Origin of the sequence: Castellaniella sp. (assembly GCF_041677825.1) — a bacterium.
In the GTDB taxonomy this organism is placed as follows: domain Bacteria; phylum Pseudomonadota; class Gammaproteobacteria; order Burkholderiales; family Burkholderiaceae_B; genus Castellaniella.
In genome coordinates this window covers 35350-52644 of sequence record NZ_JBAYPG010000021.1, presented here as the reverse complement: position 1 = coordinate 52644, position 17295 = coordinate 35350, and the positions used below count along the sequence as shown (strand labels likewise).

Below are 17295 nucleotides of genomic sequence, written 5' to 3'. Positions count from 1 at the left end.
CTCATGCAGAACCACAAAAAACCATCCAGCCACGAGGCCGGCTTCAGCCACCTTCTGTCGCCGCTTCACCTGCGCGGCGCCCGGCTGCCCAACCGCGTGATCATGGGCGCCATGCACACCCGCCTCGAGACCCTCGAGCGCGCCCCGGAACGCATCCATGCCTTCTATCGCGAACGCGCCCTGGGCGAGGTCGGCATGATCATCACCGGCGGTGTCGCCCCCAATGAAGCCGGCCGCATGGAGGTCGACGCACCGGTGATGGGCACCGCCAGCGCGCGTCAATGGCATCGCGCCATCATCGACGCCGTCTCCGGCACAGCCACGCTGATGTGCCTGCAGATCCTGCACGCCGGCCGCTATGCGCGGGGGCCGGGGTCGGTTGCGCCGTCGGCCATCCAGAGCCGCATCAGCCGGCAGATGCCGCGCATGCTGACCACGGCCGAGGTCTGGCAAACCATCGATGATTACGCACGCGCCGCCGCGATGGCCCGCGATCTGGGCTACCACGCCGTTGAGATCATGGGCTCCGAAGGCTATCTCATCAACCAGTTCACCGCCCCGGTGACGAACCAGCGTGAAGATGAATTCGGCGGCAGTTTCGAGGCCCGCGTGCGCTTTCCCCTCGAAATCCTCAAAGCGGTGCGCGCCCGGGTGGGCGCGGACTTCCCCATCATGTACCGCATCTCGGCCGTGGACCTGGTCGATGGCGGCATGTCGGGCGACGAGACGCTGGCCTTTGCGCGCCTGCTCGACCGATCCGGATGTGACATCCTGAACACGGGCATCGGCTGGCATGAATCCACGGTGCCGACCATTGCGCACTCGGTGCCCCGTGCCGCCTGGCGCTACGCCACCGCACGCATCAAGCAAGTGGTCGACATGCCGGTGGCCGCCTCGAACCGCATCAATGACCCCCATCTGGCCGAACAGCTGCTGGCCGATGGCAGCGCCGATCTCGTGTCCATGGCGCGCCCGCTGCTGGCCGACCCCGAATTCGTGCAAAAAGCACGGCAGGGCCGCACGCGCTCGATCAACACCTGCATCGCCTGCAACCAGGCCTGCCTGGATCGCATTTTCAGCGCCGACACGGCATCGTGCCTGGTCAACCCACGTGCCGGGCATGAACTCGAACTGCAAATGGCCGCGCCAGCACGCGCAAAGCGCATCGCGGTGATCGGTGCGGGGGCGGCTGGCATCAGTTTTGCATTCAACGCGGCGCAACGGGGCCATCAGGTTGCGCTGTATGAAGCATCGGACCGTATCGGCGGCCAATTGCTCATGGCCCGGAACATCCCCGGCAAGACCGAATTCGATGAGATGCTGCGCTATTTCTCCACCCGCCTGGCCGAAGAGCGGGTCGACATCCGCCTGCGCTGCGCTCCCACAGCAGACGAACTGCTGGCCGCAGGCTTTGACGAGATCGTCATCGCCACGGGCGTGGTGCCCAGACGCCCGGACATCCCCGGCATCGATCACCCCAAAGTGCTCGACTATGCCCAGGTGCTCGTGCAGGGCGCGCCGGTCGGCCACCGGGTGGCCATCATCGGGGCCGGGGGCATCGGCTTCGACATGGCCGAGTTCCTGCTGGGTGGCCCCCCGCACGTGCCCCCGGCCATGGCCGAATTTGCACGTGAATATCCGCTGGATCTGACCTGCCGGGCGCCGGGTGGGCTGCGGCCCGCCACGCCGCCTGTTCCCACGCGCCGCGAGGTAACTTTGCTGCAACGCAGCACAAGGCGTTTCGGCGCTGCGCTGGCGCCATCCACCGGCTGGATCCGGCGCGACAGAATCAAGCGCCAGGGCGTGCAGTGCATCGGCGGGCTGACCTACCGGCACATCGACGATCAGGGCCTGCACTATGCCATCGACGGCACGCCACACACGCTCGCGGTCGATACCATCATCCTCTGCGCGGGCCAGGACCCCGACCGGCGCCTGCACGCGGCCCTGCAGGCCCGCAAGCCGACCATGCCCGTGCACATGATAGGCGGCGCCGATGTCGCCGTCGAACTGGACGCGGTGCGCGCAATCGACCAGGGTACCCGCCTCGCACTGCGCATCTGAACCGCAGGCCGGCTCAACTGCAGGCCGGCGGCGTGACCCACCACGCCCGGACGTACGGGCTCAGGGTGCGAGGAAAAGCTCCATGCGGATGCCGCCGGGCTCGTAGAACATGCAGTGCCTGGCCGGCCCATCGCCCACGGGCTGCGGTGCGAACTCGACCTGAACCCCCGGGTAGGCCTCGATGCGGGCAAACAGGGACAGCAGTTCGGACTCGTCGGCCACCGCCAGGGCCACATGATGCAGGCCCACCTGATTCTTGCGATCGAAGGCCGTGGCCTGTGGACCGGTTTGCCAGAGCGTGAAAAACGCCGTGCCGTTGGTGACGAAGCGGGCGGGATAGTCGGGCACTTCGCGCGCCACCTTCCAGCCCAGGCAATCAGTGAAAAAGGCGCTCGTCTGGTCCAGGTCGGAAACAGACAGGCCCAGGTGATGGATACCGGATGCGCTCATGGACAGCCCCTATCGGCTATTGGAACAGGCCCCATTGTGCCACCCGTGCGCGCCCCTGGCGACAGTACCCACGCCTGCAGGCGAGTCTCCCGAATGCAGGCAAGTCTCCCCGACGGGCATGCCTGCCCACCACTGCGCCGCCACCGCCTATTCGACCGTCACGCTCTTGGCCAGATTGCGCGGCTTGTCGACATCGGTGCCGCGCACGCAGGCCGCATGATAGGCCAGCAACTGCAGCGGCACCGTGTGCAGGATGGGCGACAGGCGGCCGTAGTGCTCGGGCATGCGGATCACATGCATGCCTTCGGACACCACGATCTGTGAATCGGCATCGGCAAACACGTAGAGTTCACCACCCCGGGCGCGGACTTCCTGCATGTTGGACTTCAGCTTCTCGAGCAGTTCGTCGTGCGGCGCGATGGTGACCACGGGCATGGCATCGGTCACCAGGGCCAGCGGCCCGTGCTTGAGTTCGCCCGCCGGGTAGGCTTCGGCGTGAATGTAGCTGATTTCCTTCAGCTTGAGCGCGCCTTCGAGGGCAATCGGATAATGCATGCCGCGCCCCAGGAACAGGGCGTGTTCCTTGCCGGCAAAGCGATCGGCCCAGGCCATGATCTGCGGCTCGAGCGCCAGCACGGCGGCCAGCGCCACCGGCAGATGGCGCAGGGCCTTGAGCGCCTGCTCTTCGGCGTCGGCATTCAGCCGGCCACGCGTCTTGGCCAGCGACAGGGCGAGCAGGTAGAGCGCCGTGAGCTGGGTGGTGAACGCCTTGGTGGACGCCACGCCGATTTCGACCCCGGCCCGGGTGATGAAATTGAGCTCGCATTCGCGCACCATGGCGCTGGTGGCCACGTTGCAGACGGTCAGCGTATGCATCATGCCCAGGCCGCGCGCATGCTTGAGCGCCGCGAGCGTGTCGGCAGTCTCGCCCGACTGCGAGATCGTGACCACCAGCGTGCGTGGATCGGGCACGCTGGTGCGGTACCGGTATTCGCTGGCAATCTCGACGTTGACGGGAATGCCGGCCATGGATTCGATCCAGTAGCGTGCGGTCAGGCCGGCGTAATGGCTGGTGCCGCAGGCCAGGATGAGCACCTGGTCGATGGCATCGAATACCGCGCCCGCCCGCTCGCCGAACAGCGCCGGGGATATGGCCTCGATGTCCTGCAGCGTGTCGCTGACGGCGCGCGGCTGCTCGAAAATCTCTTTCTGCATGTAGTGCCGATACGGGCCCAGTTCGGCCTCGCCCGTGTGCAACTGGACCCGATGCTCGACACGGGTCACGGCGCGGCCGGCCCGGTCGTAGACGTGCACCCCGTCCAGATGCACATCGACCACGTCGCCATCATCCAGATACAGGATGCGCGAGGTCGTGCCGGCCAGCGCCAGGGCGTCGGATGCCAGGTACTGGCCTTCATCGGCCAGGCCCACTACCAGCGGCGAACCCTGGCGCGCGCCCACGATGCGTTGCGGCTCGCCCGCGCAGAACACCGCAATAGCGTAGGCGCCCTCGAGGCGCCGGGTGGTCTGCTGCACCGCCTGCAGCAGATCGCCCTGGTACAGATGATCGATGAGATGGGCGATCACCTCGGTATCGGTCTGGCTGTGAAAGACATAGCCCGCGGCCTCGAGTACGGCCCGCAGGGCATCGTGATTTTCTATGATGCCGTTGTGCACCAGGGCAATGCGCGCCGCGCCGCCCTCGGGCCCCGAGAAGTGCGGATGGGCATTGTGCGTGAGCGGCGCACCGTGGGTCGCCCAACGGGTATGGGCAATGCCGGTGGCCCCCTGCACCCCGTCGCGCACGGTCTGCGCGACCAGTTCGGCGACCCGGTGGGTGCTGCGCAGCCGCTGCAGCCCCTGCCCGTCGTGCACGGCCACGCCACAGGAGTCATAGCCGCGGTATTCGAGCCTGCGCAGGCCCTCGAGCAGGACAGGGACGATGTTGTGCCGCGCCACCGCGCCGACGATGCCACACATGAGCAGGCTCCGCAAAAAGTCTGACCGTCATATTACGACGAAATGGATTCCACACATTTTATTGCAATGCAGTACAATGCTCGATTGCCTGTTTTCTGACCACAGGTCCAGCGCCGGGGCGATGCCCCTGGCTGCAACGCGATTCATCATGGCGTTCTGGGTGCACACGGTCGGCACATGCGACTGATACGCCGCGGCAGCATTCTGCGGCTCACCCCCTGGGGCGCGACCCGCCCCGGGCATACGGCTGCAACGGCAGCCACAAGGAACCCATGTCGTTCTCCTCTCTGGGGCTTGGCCCCATGCTGCTCGCTGCCCTGACCGATCAGGGCATCCACACCCCCACATCCGTCCAGGCCGCAGCCATCCCGCGCGCGCTGGCCGGCCACGACCTGATGGTGTCGGCCCAGACCGGCAGCGGCAAGACCGCCGCCTTCATGCTGCCCGCACTCGAGCACCTGAGCCAGCGTCACGCTGCCGGCAAGCGGGGCGTGCGTGTGCTGGTTCTGGCGCCCACCCGTGAACTGGCCCTGCAGGTCGCCGACGCGACCCGCGCCTATGCCGGCAAGATGAACGGCCTGCGCGTGGCCACGGTGGTGGGTGGCATGCCCTACGGCACCCAGATCAAGGCCCTGGCCCGGCGGGTCGATGTATTGGTGGCCACCCCGGGGCGCCTGCTCGATCATCTGCAGGCCGGCCGTGTCGACCTGTCCGGCGTCGAAACGCTGGTGCTGGACGAGGCCGATCGCATGCTCGACATGGGCTTCATCGATGACATCCACACCATTGTCGGGGCCACGCCGGGCAGCCGCCAGACGCTGCTGTTCTCGGCCACGCTGGATGACCACATCAGCCGGCTGGCCCAGGCCCTGATGCGCGATCCGCAACGCCTGCAGATCACCACCCCGCAGCACCGGCACGCCAACATCCACCAGCACCTGCTGTACGCCGACAACCCCGGCCACAAGCGACGCCTGCTCGATCACCTGCTGCGCGACAGCGACCTGGATCAGGCCATCGTCTTCACCGCCACCAAGCGCGGCGCCGACGACCTCGCCGACCACCTGGCCGATCAGGGCTTTGCCGCAGTGGCCCTGCATGGCGACATGAACCAGCGCCAGCGCACCCGCACCCTGGGGCTGGTGCACAAGGGCCGGGTGCGCGTGCTGGTCGCCACCGATGTGGCAGCGCGCGGCCTGGACGTGCAGACCATCACCCACTCGATCAACTATGACCTGCCCATGCAGGCCGAAGACTATGTACACCGCATCGGCCGCACCGGGCGGGCCGGACGCGACGGCCAGGCCATCACCCTGGCGATGCACGCCGAGCGCCACAAGGTGCGCCGTATCGAGCACTACATGGGCTGCCCCATCCCCACGGAGACCATCCCCGGGCTCGAGCCGCAGGCCCCTGCGCCGAGCCGCCAGAAGCGGCCGGCACGGCACCATGGCAGCCCGGATACCGGGCGACCGGGTGCCGGCAGGCCGGGCGCGGGTCGGGCGACGGCGGGTGGCCGAAATGACACGCGTCGATCGACCGATGGCCGCACTGACGCACGCCAATCTGCGGGTGGCCGCAGTGAAACACGCCGGGCCGCTGCCGATGCCCAGCCCGGAACAGGGCGCCCGGCTTCGCGCGCCGCCCAGAAAACGCCGCGCCCCCGCGCTCAGACCCCCAGATACGCCTGAATCACCCGGGGGTGCTGCAGCAGCTGCTGCCCCGTGTCGGACAGCACCATGTTGCCATTTTCGAGCACATAGCCGTACTGTGCCAGCCTGAGCGCCTGCCGGACATTCTGCTCGACCAGCAACAGCGTGAGGCCGTCTTCGTGGATGGTACGCAAGGCCTGGAAGATCTCGCGCACGATCAGCGGGGCCAGCCCCATCGAGGGCTCGTCGAGCAGCAGCAGCCGGGGCCTGGCCATGAGCGCGCGGCCGATCGCCAGCATCTGCTGCTCGCCGCCCGACAGGTTGCCCGCCAGACCATGCAGGCGTTCGCGCAGGCGCGGAAACAGGTTGAAGACGTAATCGAAATCCTGCGGGCGGCCATTGCCCCCGAATCGATAGGCCCCCAATTCCAGGTTTTCCTTGATGCTCATCGTGGCCAGGATGGCCCGGCCCTCGGGCACCTGGATGATGCCGCGCGCGACGATCTTGTGCGCCGGCAGATGGGTGATGTCATCGCCCTCGAACAGCACCTGCCCCTGCGCCTTGGGTATCAGCCCGGACAGCGCCAGCAGGGTGGTGGTCTTGCCGGCCCCATTGGCGCCCACCAGCGCGGTGATGCCGTTCTGGACCAGGGTGAAATCGATACCACGGACTGCCTGGACATGCCCATAGCGCACGGCAAGACCACGGACTTCGAGCGCATTGCTCATGGCGTGTCCTCATCGTCGCGCCCCAGGTATGCCTCGATCACATCCGGGTTGCGCTGGATGTCGGCGGGCGCCCCGGAGGCGATCACCTTGCCGAAGTTCAGCACGGTGATCTGGTCGCACAGCCCCATGACGAAGTGCATGTCGTGTTCGATCATCAGGATGGTATAGCCCCTGCCCCGTATCTCCTGGATCCAGTTCATCAGTTCGGCGCGTTCACCCGTATTCATGCCCGCTGCCGGCTCATCGAGCAGCAGCAGGCTGGGCTGGCTCGCCAGGGCCCGGGCCAGTTCGAGACGCCGCTGTTCGCCATAGGAAAGATTGTCGGCCAGTTCGTCGGTCTTGTGGTCCAGCTTGAGCCACTGGAGCAGCTCGCGTGCGCGACCGAGTGCAGCCGATTCTTGCTGGCGAAAGCCGCTGGTGCCCAGCAGCATGGGGAAAAAGCCATACATCAGGTGGCGGTGTGCCCCCACGACCACGTTCTGCAGCAGGGTCATGTCCTTGAACAGCCGGATGTTCTGGAAGGTTCGCGCCAGCCCGCGGCGCGCGATCTGGTGGGGTCGCCGGCCCAGCAGGGACGCCTGATGGAAGCGGATGTCGCCGCGATCGGGTGCCAGCAGCCCCGTGATCAGATTGAACAGCGTCGTCTTGCCGGCGCCATTCGGGCCGATCAGCCCATGGATGGCCCCCTCGGGCACCTGCAGGTCGACATCCTGCAGAACCTGCAGGCCGCCGAAACGCAGGGAAATGCGCGACAGTTCAAGCATGGTCTGCCGCCCCCTTGCGCCGCCAGCGCGCAAAACGGGCCGGATCCCAGACCCCCTGGGGCAGGAACAGCACGATCAGGACCAGCACCGCGCCATTGATGATCAGACTGAAATCGATGAATTCATGGAACATCTCGGGCAGCAGCGTGATGATGGTACTGCCCAGCACCGGCCCGACCAGGCTGGTGATCCCGCCCAGGATCGCCATGGTCAGGATATGCACCGCGCGACTGAAGCCATATTCGTTCGGGCCGATGAAAAACGTCAGGTGCGCATCCAGGGCGCCCGCCAGGCCTGCAATGGCAGCCCCCAGGACCAGCGCCAGCAGTTCGTTCGCCGACACATTGATGCCCATCAGGCTGGCCGCCGTCTCATCGCTGCGGATGGCATCGAACGCCCGGCCGATCCGCGCACGCTTGATGCGCCACAGGACGAACAGCACGATGGCCAGGGCCAGGAACACATGCCACCACTGCGTCAGTTGCGGGATGCCGTTGAGCCCGCGTGCACCCCCGGTCAGGGAATCGACGTTCAGGATCACCACCCGCACCACCTCGCCAAAGGCCAGTGTGGCCATGGCCAGATAAATACCCGAAAGCCGGATCACCGGCAGGCCGATGACCAGCGCAGCCAAGGCAGGAAACAGCATGCCCGCGCCCAGCGACACCAGGAACGGCGTGCCCAGCTTCATGGTGAACAGCGCCGCTGCATAGGCCCCGATGCCCATGAACGCGGCATTGGCGATCGACAGCACGCCACAGGCCAGCGTCAGCCAGATGGACAGGGCCAGCAGGGCATTGATGCCCAGCGACAGGATCATGTTGCTGTAAATGGCCCAGAAGGTGATCAGGCTGTCCATGGGCGCATCATGCCTTGCGTTGGGCGGCCGTGCCGAACAGCCCCTGGGGGCGCAGCAGCAGCACGGCAAACAGCAGGCCGAAGGCAATCGCATCGCGCGCGCTGGAACCGATATAGGCCACCGACAGCACCTGGGAGAACCCCAGGAACAGCCCGCCGATGAGGGCACCGGGAATACTGCCCATCCCGCCCAGGATGACCACGGCCACCCCGGCGAGCAGCATGGGCTCACCCATCAGGGGATACAGGGCATTCGAGTACAGACCGATCAGCACGCCCGCCATCCCGCCCAGACCGCCCGCCAGGAACGACGTGGAGAAGAACATGCGTTCCACGTGGATGCCCATCAGGCGCGCGGCCCTGGGCGACTCGGCCACGGCGCGCAGCGCACGGCCATAGCGGGTCCCCTTGATCGCGTACATCAGCAACACCATGAGGGAGACCGAGACCAGGATGATGAGAATCTCGATCACCGTGACCCGGATGCCGGCCACCGCGATCACGTCTTCGGGCAACAGCCCCTGCGGGAATCGCAGATTGTCGGGCCCAAACAGAATGCGCACGCCATTGGCCAGGATGGTGGCCACGCCGATGGTCGCCACCATGAGGATCAGTTCGGGCGCGTCACGTTGACGCAGCGGGCGCAGAATCAGCCAGTCGATGCCGGCCCCCAGCAGGCCAGCGGCCAGAAAGGCCGCCCCCATGCCAGCCCAGAGCGGCAGGCCCAGATCCACGATCGTCACCAGCGCCACATAGGCGCCCGCCATGAAGACCGCGCCATGGGCCAGGTTGACGACGCGCAGCACCCCGAAGATCAGGGTGAAGCCCAGCGCGAACAAGGCAAACACGCAGCCCAGGGAGATGGCATTGATGAGTTGCTGTGCGAGCATGTCGGGAAAAGGGTCATCGAGTGGCTCTGCAGGCGGGCATGGGCCCGCCTGCAGGCCTGTTCAACACGCGACCGCCGCCGGGCCAGCCATGGGCAAGGGCCGGCCGGGGTGCCGCAGGAATGGGTCAGTCGACCAGGACGAAGCGGCCATCCTTGGTGACGCTGATGATGGCTTTCTGGTCGGCATCGTACCCGGTGGGCTGGCCCTGGCGATCGAGATGGCGCTTGAATTTGAAGGGCCCGGTGGCTCCCGTCCAGGTGATCTCGGGCAGGGCATCGCGCAGCGCCGTGCGGTCGGCCGCGATATCACCGCTGAGTTCGATCTGCCCGATGGCCTGGGCAAGAATATTGGCCGCATCGTAGGCCTGGGCAGCGAACTGATCCGGATTGGCCTTGTAGCGCGCATTGAAGGCCTCGATGAACTTCGTGTTCTCGGGCGTCTTGTGGTCGAGCGACCAGGGGCTGCCCACCCACAGGTCGTTCGAGGCCGCACCCGGTGCCGTGGTGAAGATCCGGTCGGAGTTCATGCCATTGCCGCCGATGAACGGCAGGTCGATACCCAGCTGGCGCGCCTGCACCATGATGGGCCCGCCTTCGGCCAGTGCCGCAATGACGATGGCATCGGGTTCGGTGCCCTTGATCTTGGTGAGCTGGGCCTTGAAGTCGACATCGCCCTTGACGAAGGTCTCTTCGGTGGTGATCTCGATACCCTGATCGGTGAGCGTCTGCTTGAAGATGTCGTACTCGTCGACGGTGAAGTCATCGTCATTGCCATACAGGATGGCCACCTTCTTCAGGCCGAGCTTTTCCTTGGCCACGGCCACCGTGACCGGCAGCACGTCGGCTTCGATGACGGCATTGCGGAAAATATAGTCGCCAATGGACGTGATGTCATAGGCCGTGTTCGACGAGCTCAGGGCCACCGTCTTGGCGGATTGGGCCGTGGGGTCGGCGGCCTGGGCCGTATTGGACACCGTGGTGCCGAAAATGGCCAGCACCTTGTCGCCGAAGATCAGCCGCTTGTAGGCATTGATGGCCGCGCCCTTTTCGCTCTTGGTGTCCTGGAGGACCAGCGTGATCGTGTTGCCATTGACGCCACCCGCAGCATTGATTTCATCGACGGCCATCTCGAAGCCATTGACGATGGCCTTGCCATAGAGGGCTCCACCGCCGGTGAGCGCCTGTCCGACCCCGATCTTGATGTCGGCCGCATGCGCCGGTGCGAGGGCCGCGGCGGAAAACAGGGCTGCAATCAGCAGCCGTGCAGAAAGTTTCATGGCTTCAGTCTCCAGTTCTCGTGGGTGAAATCGATTGTAGAATGTAACCCGAATTGCGCGCTGCGACCAGACGGCACGCCCGCCGGGCTGCAATATGCAATATCGTTGGCGCTGCCGTTGCGCCGGCAACGGCTCAAAGGCCGTTGGTGCCGTCGAAGACCTGCGGATTCAGGAGCACGCTGCGGTCCACGTCGCGGATGTCGGTGCGGCCACAGAAGGCCATGCTGACATCGAGCTCTTTGGCCATCAGTTCGAGACAGCGGCGCACGCCGGCCTCGCCGAACGCCCCCAGGGCATACAGGAACGGCCGCCCCATCATCACCCCCCGGGCCCCCAGGGCCACCGCCCGCAGGATATCCTGGCCACCGCGCACACCGCCATCGAGCAGGACCTCGATTTCGCCGCCGACCTCGGCCACGATGTCGGGCAGCATGGAGATCGACGAGGGCGCGCCATCGAGCTGGCGCCCGCCGTGGTTGGAGACGATCAGGGCGTCGGCGCCCGCGTCGACCGCCTTGCGCGCATCGCGGGCATCGAGAATGCCCTTGAGAATGATCTTGCCGCCCCAGCGTTCCTTGATCCACTCGAGATCGCCCCAACTGAGCGTGGGATCGAACTGCTGCTCGGTCCAGGCCGACAGCGAGCTGAGATCGGTGACCCCCTTGGCATGCCCGACGATATTGCCGAACGAGCGCCGCCGCGTCGACAGCATGTGCATGCACCAGTACGGCTTGGTGGCGAGGTTGAGCAGGTTGAGCAGGGTGGGCCTGGGCGGCGTGGACAGACCGTTCTTGATGTCTTTGTGGCGCTGCCCGAGGATCTGCAGATCCAGCGTGACGACCAGCGCCGAACAGCCCGCATTGCGGGCCCGGTCGATCAGCCGGCCGATGAAGTCGCGGTCGCGCATCACGTACAGCTGAAACCAGAAGGGCCGGCTGGTATGCGCGGCAATGTCTTCGATGGAGCAGATGCTCATGGTCGACAGGGTGAACGGAATGCCGAAATTCTCGGCTGCCCGCGCTGCCAGGATCTCGCCATCGGCATGCTGCATACCCGTGAGCCCGGTGGGGGACAACGCAAGCGGCATGGCGACCTCTTCACCCAGCAGGGTGCTGCGCAGGCTGCGATGCTCGAAATCGATCCCCACCCGCTGGCAGAACTTGATCAACGAGAAATCGGCTTCATTGGCCCGGTAGGTCTGCTCGGTCCATGAGCCTGAATCGGCATAATCGTAGAACATGCGCGGCACGCGGCACTGGGCCACCCGGCGGAAATCTTCCACGCAGGTCATTTTGTTCAGTGATGGAAACAAGCCTGGACTCCTTTTTATGGTGCGTCGAGGGCGGCGGGACGAGACAGGGACCTGGCGTGCGCCCCGCTGCAGTGATTCGCTGCAGTGATTATAAGTCGCGCCCACACGCTTGCCACCCGCCTGCTATGCTTCGCCCATGCACCCGAGCCTGCCTGAAATTCATATCCCGTCCGGCCTGCCCCGGCCCGATGCCACCGCCCTTGCCCACGGACGCAAGGTCCAGGACCATCTGGTACGGGCCATAGGCGCCGCCGGCGGCATTCTGCCCTTCCAGCAATGGATGCAGGCCGCCCTGTATGCCCCGGCGCTCGGCTATTACAGCGCCGGCAGCACCAAGCTGGATGCGGCGGGCGATTTCACCACAGCGCCCGAAACCACGCCCCTGTTTGGCCAGACGCTGGCTCGCCAGGTCGCCGAAGTGCTGCGGGTCAGCGGCTGCGCGCAGGTGCTCGAGTTCGGTGCCGGCAGCGGGTCTTTGGCAAACAGCCTTCTTGCGGCCCTGCATGCGCTCGGGATCACGGCGCAGTATCACATTCTGGAAGTCTCCGCCGACCTGCGCGCCCGCCAGCAGGCCCGGCTGGCCGCCTGGGGCGCCCAGGTCCGCTGGCTGGACATGCCGCCCCAGGGCTTCTGCGGCTGCGTGCTGGCCAATGAAGTGCTCGACGCCATGCCCGTCATTCTGTTCCGGTTCGACGCCAGCGGCCAGGCGCACGAGCTTGGCGTGGCCCTGGCCCCTGACCCGTCCGACCCACCACAAGACGGCGCCATGCCCTTTCGCTGGGCGAGCCACCCGCTGGCCGCCGAGGCCGCGCGCCTGGTGGCCGATCGCCTGCCCGCGTGGCCGGGCTACCAGTCGGAACTGAACCTGCGCGCCGAGGCCTGGGTGCGTGACATGGGGCGCTGGCTGCACAAGGGGGTGGCACTGCTGATCGACTACGGCTTTCCGCGCGCCGAGTACTACCACCCGCAGCGCCACCAGGGCACGCTCATGTGCCACTTTCGCCACCACGCCCATGACCAGCCGCTGATCCTGCCCGGCCTGCAGGACATCACGGCCCATGTGGACTTCACGGCCATGGCCGATGCCGCCCTCGATGGCGGGCTGGATGTCCTGGGCTATACCTCGCAGGCCCGTTTCCTGCTCAACCTGGGGCTCACCGACCTGCTGCCCGCCGCCGGGCCACAGGCCGCGCCTGATGCCGCCGCACGGGCCCGTCAGCTGGCTGCCCTGAATACCCTGCTGTCCGAGGCCGAAATGGGCGAACTCTTCAAGGTGCTGGCCATTGGCCGCGGCGTGGCGCCACCCTTGGCCGGCTTTGTCCGGGGCGACCGGCGCGACCGCCTCTGATGCCCGGTCGCCTGCAGCCGTGGGGCAGACCGCAGCTACGCACGCAGAGCCCCGATTTTGCTAATCGGCAAACAACGGCCCGGATGCCAGGGCCTGCAGGCGCGCGGCGCGCAGGGCCTGGCGCAGGCGCTCGACATCGCCACCTGCAGCGCGCGCAATGGCACCGGCATCCACGGCGCGCACCGCATCCAGGCGCCGTGCCCAGCGGCTCTGATCCAGCCCGCGCTGCACGCAGCCAGCGGCCGCCAAGAGGTCCAGGCAGCGTTGCGGGCGGCGCAACGCATCGCAGGACTCGAACACGGCCAGCCAGACCTGCGGACTGTCTTCTCCGGCCGCCAGGCGCTGCAGCAGCGCGGGCAGCAGACGGGCCAGATCCTGGCAGGCGCCCGGCGCCTTGAGATGGGCCTGCAGGCCCGGCGCCGATGCGCGGCACAGCAGCGCATGGCGCTGCGCCAGACCGAGGCCTTGCCGCACCGCACAATCCAGGCCATCGGCCACCGCCGCGTCCCAGACCAGCCCGGGAGCCACCCGTGCGAGCGCCCCACTGGCCTCGAGCACCTGCAGCATGCGTGCCGGGCAGGCCGTCATCAGCCCCTTGGCGAGTTCCTGCCAGACGCGTTCGGGCACCAGCGCATCGACCTCACCCTGGGTGACCAGCGTGCGGCACAGGTCCAGGGTTTCCGGGGCAATGGAAAAATCCACAAAGCGCGCCGCGAAGCGGGCCAGCCGCAACAGGCGCACCGGATCCTCGGCAAAGGCCGGGCCCGTATGGCGCAATACCCGGGCCTGGATATCGGCCACGCCGCCCAGAGGGTCCACCAGCCGCCCATCGGGTGCGCGCGCAATGGCGTTCACGGTCAGGTCGCGGCGCTGCAGGTCTTCTTCGAGGGTGACGTCCTGCCCCGCATGGAACACAAAGCCGTGGTAACCGCGCCCGGACTTGCGTTCGGTGCGCGCCAGCGCGTATTCCTCGTGGGTGTGCGGGTGCAGGAACACGGGGAAATCACCGCCCACGGGCACGAAGCCGCGCGCCGCCATGATTTCAGGGGTGGCCCCCACCACCACCCAGTCGCGATCGCCTGCGGGCAGGCCCAGCAGGGCATCGCGCACCGCCCCCCCCACGATATAGACGTCCAGACCGGCCACGGCCGGATCGGCAGCGGATTGCCTGCCTCGATGCGCAGACGCGCGCACGGACGGCCTGCCTGCCGGCCCGCTCACGGCAGCGCCGTAGCCACCTGGCCATCGGGGCCTACGGTGCCCAGCATGGCTTTCAGGGACTGCGGCTCGCCCGTGAAGAGCATGGCGTAGTAGGCCGTGTTCGACAGGACATTCTTCACGTACAGGCGGGTTTCGGTGAACGGGATGGTTTCGGCGAAGATGGCGCCCTCTACAGGCGCCTGCAACTGCTTGCGCCAACGCTTGGGCCGCCCCGGGCCCGCGTTGTAACCGGCCGTGGCCAGCATCTGCGACCCCCCCAGGTCACGCAGCACCATGTCCAGATAGCGCGTGCCCAGAATGGTGTTGGTGTCGAAATCATTGACCTGCGAAGGCTTGAAGTTCTTCAGGCCGATCTTCTTGGCCACCCAGCGGGCGGTGGCCGGCATGAGTTGCATCAGGCCCGACGCCCCCACCCGTGAGCGTGCATCGGTGATGAAGCGGGATTCCTGGCGGATCAGCCCGTACACCCAGGCAGGGTCCAGATCGATCTCGTGCGCCTTCGCGGCCACCTGCCCTTCGAAGGGCGCAATGAAGCGCTGGCTGAAATCGGACACCTGCCGGGTGAGCAGCGAGGTATTGACCACGCGATCATAGATGTGCTCTTCGCGCGCGAACTCGGCTGCACCGCGCAACTGCGCATCGCTCATGCCGCGCAGCGCGAAATTCCACTCGGGCACGGCCTCGCGGCGCCAGCCCTGATCGAACAGGGCCACTGCCCGCTGCAGGCCGGGGTGGTTGCGTGCCTGCGCCACCCAGGCCGGATCCAGGGCTTCGGGCTGGGGCGGCAGGTGGGGCGTGCGGCCCAGTTCTTCGATGGCGAGCAAACCGTAGAAGCCCTGATCACCGGTAATGGCCTCATACAGCCCACGCGCCTGATCCGTCTGCCCGGTGGCTGCCAATGCCCGGCCCTTCCAGTAGCGCCAGACGGGCTCGGCGGCCTGGCGAGCGCTCATCTTGTCGATCGCGGCCGCAACCCGGGCCCAGTCGATGGGCGCCTGGCGCAGTTCGGCACGGACTTCCCAGGCGTGGTTGTAATCGGTCTTCGGAGCGTGCCCGGAGCGCCGATACCAACGCGCCGCATCGGGCTCGACATTGAGTGCCGCCACCAGGCCGAACTGCCCCCAGACCCATTCGAGATTCTGCGCCGGCAACTGGCTGGCCCAGTGGTCTTCGATGTAGCGCGCAGATTTTTCGCGCTCGCCACCGCGTGCCAGCCGTGACAGGGCGATGGTGGCCAGTTCGACATCGACATCCCGGCGTGGCCTGGGGTGTTTTTTCAGCCACTGCAGCGGATTCTTGATGAGCGCGGCATACTGCACCATCTCGGGCGTGTCGAAGATCACCGCCGCCATGCGATCGGCCGGCGCCTGCTTGCCGGCTTCGAGCAGGGCGTGCAACAGGCTGTTGAGCTGGGGCCGATCGAGAAGCTGGTCGGCGGCCAGCTGATCGACCAGATCGCGGCAATCGGCCGTGGGCTGCACCGCATCGAGAACCTCGGCGGCCTGGATCAGCTGCCCGGTCTGGTGCCGGGCCAGCAACAACGCACAGCGCACCGATGCAGAGGGGTCGGACACGGGTGGAATCTGCAAGGCAGCGGCGAAATCGCTTGCGCGCACGCTGGCGAGAATCCAGTCGGCCCGGATGCGCTCGGCCAGGTACGGATTGTCGACCTGATCGAGAAACAGCCGGACATCGGCCTCGGGCACCGGCAGGGTGCGATCCTGCAGGCGCCTGCGCAACAGCCAGTATTCTGGATACATGCCCAGCACGGGGTCGGCCGACGCCAGGGGAGCGAGGCGCGTGACATCGGCCCAGCGCCCCTTGTTCATGGCCTCGTAGGCATCGACCACGGCCTTGCGGGCCGCCGGTGGCACCTGGGGCGCAGGCTGGGGTACGACCTTGGGCGGCAGCATCACCTGGTCGGATGCATCGGCCAGCTGGGCCACCAGCCGCGGGGCGCCCGCAGCCGCCTTGCCTTCGACGGCCGGGCTCGGGTCCTGGGCCCCGGCGCAGGCCACCAGCCCCATCGAGACCCCCAACACGAGCCAGCGCTGCGGCCTGCAACCCCACTGCTTTAGAATGTCCTTCACCATCTTCATCTGCTCCACCGACCCCCATGAATCAGAACGCACAGAATACCCCAGAAGGCCTGCGCAAGCGACTGCGCCAGCTGCGCAGCGCGCTGCCCGACACCGAACGCAGCCGCGGCGCCCTGCTGATGCGCGGGCGCCTCTTCACCTGGCTGGCCACGCGGCGCAGCGCCCTGCGTGAACAGGGCAGGCCCGATCCCCGGCATATTGCCGCCTTCTGGGCCCTGCCCGAAGAGCCCGACCTGCAGGGCCTGCTGCGCCAGTGGGCCATGGACGACGAACTGAGCGTGTCCCTGCCGGTGGTGACGGGCCCGGCGCAGCCCCTGGCGTTCCGCCTCTGGACGCCAGACACCCCGATGCTGCCGGGCCCCTACGGCATACTCGAACCCGAAGGCCCGCCCGCACCGGCGCCGGATGTGATCCTGGTGCCCACCCTGGGCTACACCCGCCAGGGTGACCGCATCGGCTACGGCGGCGGCTATTACGACCGCACCCTGGCGGCCCTGAAGGCCGGCGGCCACCCCTTCATCAGCGTAGGCATTGCCTGGGCCAGTGGCGACCTGAGCGGCGAACCGCACCAGCCCCAGCCGCACGACATCCGCCTGGACGCCATCCTGACCGACAAGGGCTGGGCCCTCGCGGTGCCCGAGCCCTGATCCAGC

General features: G+C 67.0%; 13 protein-coding genes and 1 pseudogene. 4 read left to right on the top strand and 10 right to left on the bottom strand.

Features of this window, described 5'->3' with window-relative positions; translation table 11 throughout:
• Positions 1-3 precede the first annotated feature (3 nt).
• Entirely contained in the window at positions 4-2064 is a 2061-nt protein-coding gene (locus WCY17_RS09920) for an FAD-dependent oxidoreductase (RefSeq protein WP_372702017.1), read from the top strand.
• A gap of 60 nt (positions 2065-2124) precedes the next feature.
• Here WCY17_RS09920 and WCY17_RS09915 read toward each other — a convergent pair whose 3' ends face one another.
• A complete protein-coding gene (locus WCY17_RS09915; protein ID WP_372702016.1) occupies positions 2125-2514 on the bottom strand; it encodes a VOC family protein in 390 nt (129 codons plus the stop codon).
• 147 nt (positions 2515-2661) lie between these two features.
• Positions 2662-4494, bottom strand: a complete 1833-nt coding sequence (gene glmS, locus WCY17_RS09910; protein WP_372702015.1) for a glutamine--fructose-6-phosphate transaminase (isomerizing) — start codon at positions 4492-4494, stop codon at positions 2662-2664.
• Between the two features lie 272 nt (positions 4495-4766).
• Here glmS and WCY17_RS09905 point away from each other — a divergent pair.
• Positions 4767-6176: pseudogene (locus tag WCY17_RS09905) on the top strand (DEAD/DEAH box helicase); the annotation flags it as partial.
• Here WCY17_RS09905 and WCY17_RS09900 read toward each other — a convergent pair.
• From WCY17_RS09900 to WCY17_RS09875, 6 genes are all read right to left on the bottom strand, one after another.
• Positions 6164-6874 carry an ABC transporter ATP-binding protein gene (locus WCY17_RS09900; protein WP_372702014.1) on the bottom strand — a complete coding sequence of 237 codons (711 nt, stop codon included), beginning with the start codon at positions 6872-6874 and terminating at the stop codon, positions 6164-6166. The pseudogene WCY17_RS09905 and the gene WCY17_RS09900 overlap by 13 nt on opposite strands.
• Positions 6871-7638 (bottom strand): ABC transporter ATP-binding protein, encoded by a 768-nt coding sequence (locus WCY17_RS09895; RefSeq protein ID WP_372702013.1) that lies wholly within the window; start codon positions 7636-7638, stop codon positions 6871-6873. The genes WCY17_RS09900 and WCY17_RS09895 overlap by 4 nt, the downstream gene beginning before the upstream one ends.
• Complete coding sequence (locus tag WCY17_RS09890; protein ID WP_372702012.1) at positions 7631-8497, bottom strand: branched-chain amino acid ABC transporter permease; 867 nt, start codon at positions 8495-8497, stop codon at positions 7631-7633. The genes WCY17_RS09895 and WCY17_RS09890 overlap by 8 nt, the downstream gene beginning before the upstream one ends.
• Before the next feature lie 7 nt (positions 8498-8504).
• Positions 8505-9386 (bottom strand): branched-chain amino acid ABC transporter permease, encoded by an 882-nt coding sequence (locus WCY17_RS09885; RefSeq protein ID WP_372702011.1) that lies wholly within the window; start codon positions 9384-9386, stop codon positions 8505-8507.
• A 124-nt stretch (positions 9387-9510) separates the two neighbouring features.
• Positions 9511-10662 (bottom strand): ABC transporter substrate-binding protein, encoded by a 1152-nt coding sequence (locus WCY17_RS09880; RefSeq protein WP_372702010.1) that lies wholly within the window; start codon positions 10660-10662, stop codon positions 9511-9513.
• Between the two features lie 133 nt (positions 10663-10795).
• Positions 10796-11953, bottom strand: coding sequence for an L-lactate dehydrogenase (locus WCY17_RS09875; protein WP_372702033.1), 1158 nt, complete (start codon positions 11951-11953; stop codon positions 10796-10798).
• 157 nt (positions 11954-12110) lie between these two features.
• Here WCY17_RS09875 and WCY17_RS09870 point away from each other — a divergent pair, with 157 nt between their 5' ends.
• Entirely contained in the window at positions 12111-13322 is a 1212-nt protein-coding gene (locus WCY17_RS09870; RefSeq protein ID WP_372702009.1) for a class I SAM-dependent methyltransferase, read from the top strand.
• Positions 13323-13382: 60 nt separating this feature from the next.
• Here the strand turns inward: WCY17_RS09870 and WCY17_RS09865 are convergent, their stop codons facing one another.
• Together WCY17_RS09865 and WCY17_RS09860 are read right to left on the bottom strand one after the other, a co-directional pair.
• Complete coding sequence (locus WCY17_RS09865; RefSeq protein WP_372702032.1) at positions 13383-14516, bottom strand: hypothetical protein; 1134 nt, start codon at positions 14514-14516, stop codon at positions 13383-13385.
• Positions 14517-14539: 23 nt separating this feature from the next.
• Complete coding sequence (locus WCY17_RS09860; protein ID WP_372702008.1) at positions 14540-16642, bottom strand: transglycosylase SLT domain-containing protein; 2103 nt, start codon at positions 16640-16642, stop codon at positions 14540-14542.
• A gap of 17 nt (positions 16643-16659) precedes the next feature.
• On the opposite strand from WCY17_RS09860, the gene WCY17_RS09855 reads away from it, so the two are divergent.
• On the top strand, positions 16660-17289 hold the full coding sequence (locus WCY17_RS09855) for a 5-formyltetrahydrofolate cyclo-ligase (protein WP_372702007.1): 630 nt from the start codon (positions 16660-16662) through the stop codon (positions 17287-17289).
• Positions 17290-17295 lie beyond the last annotated feature (6 nt).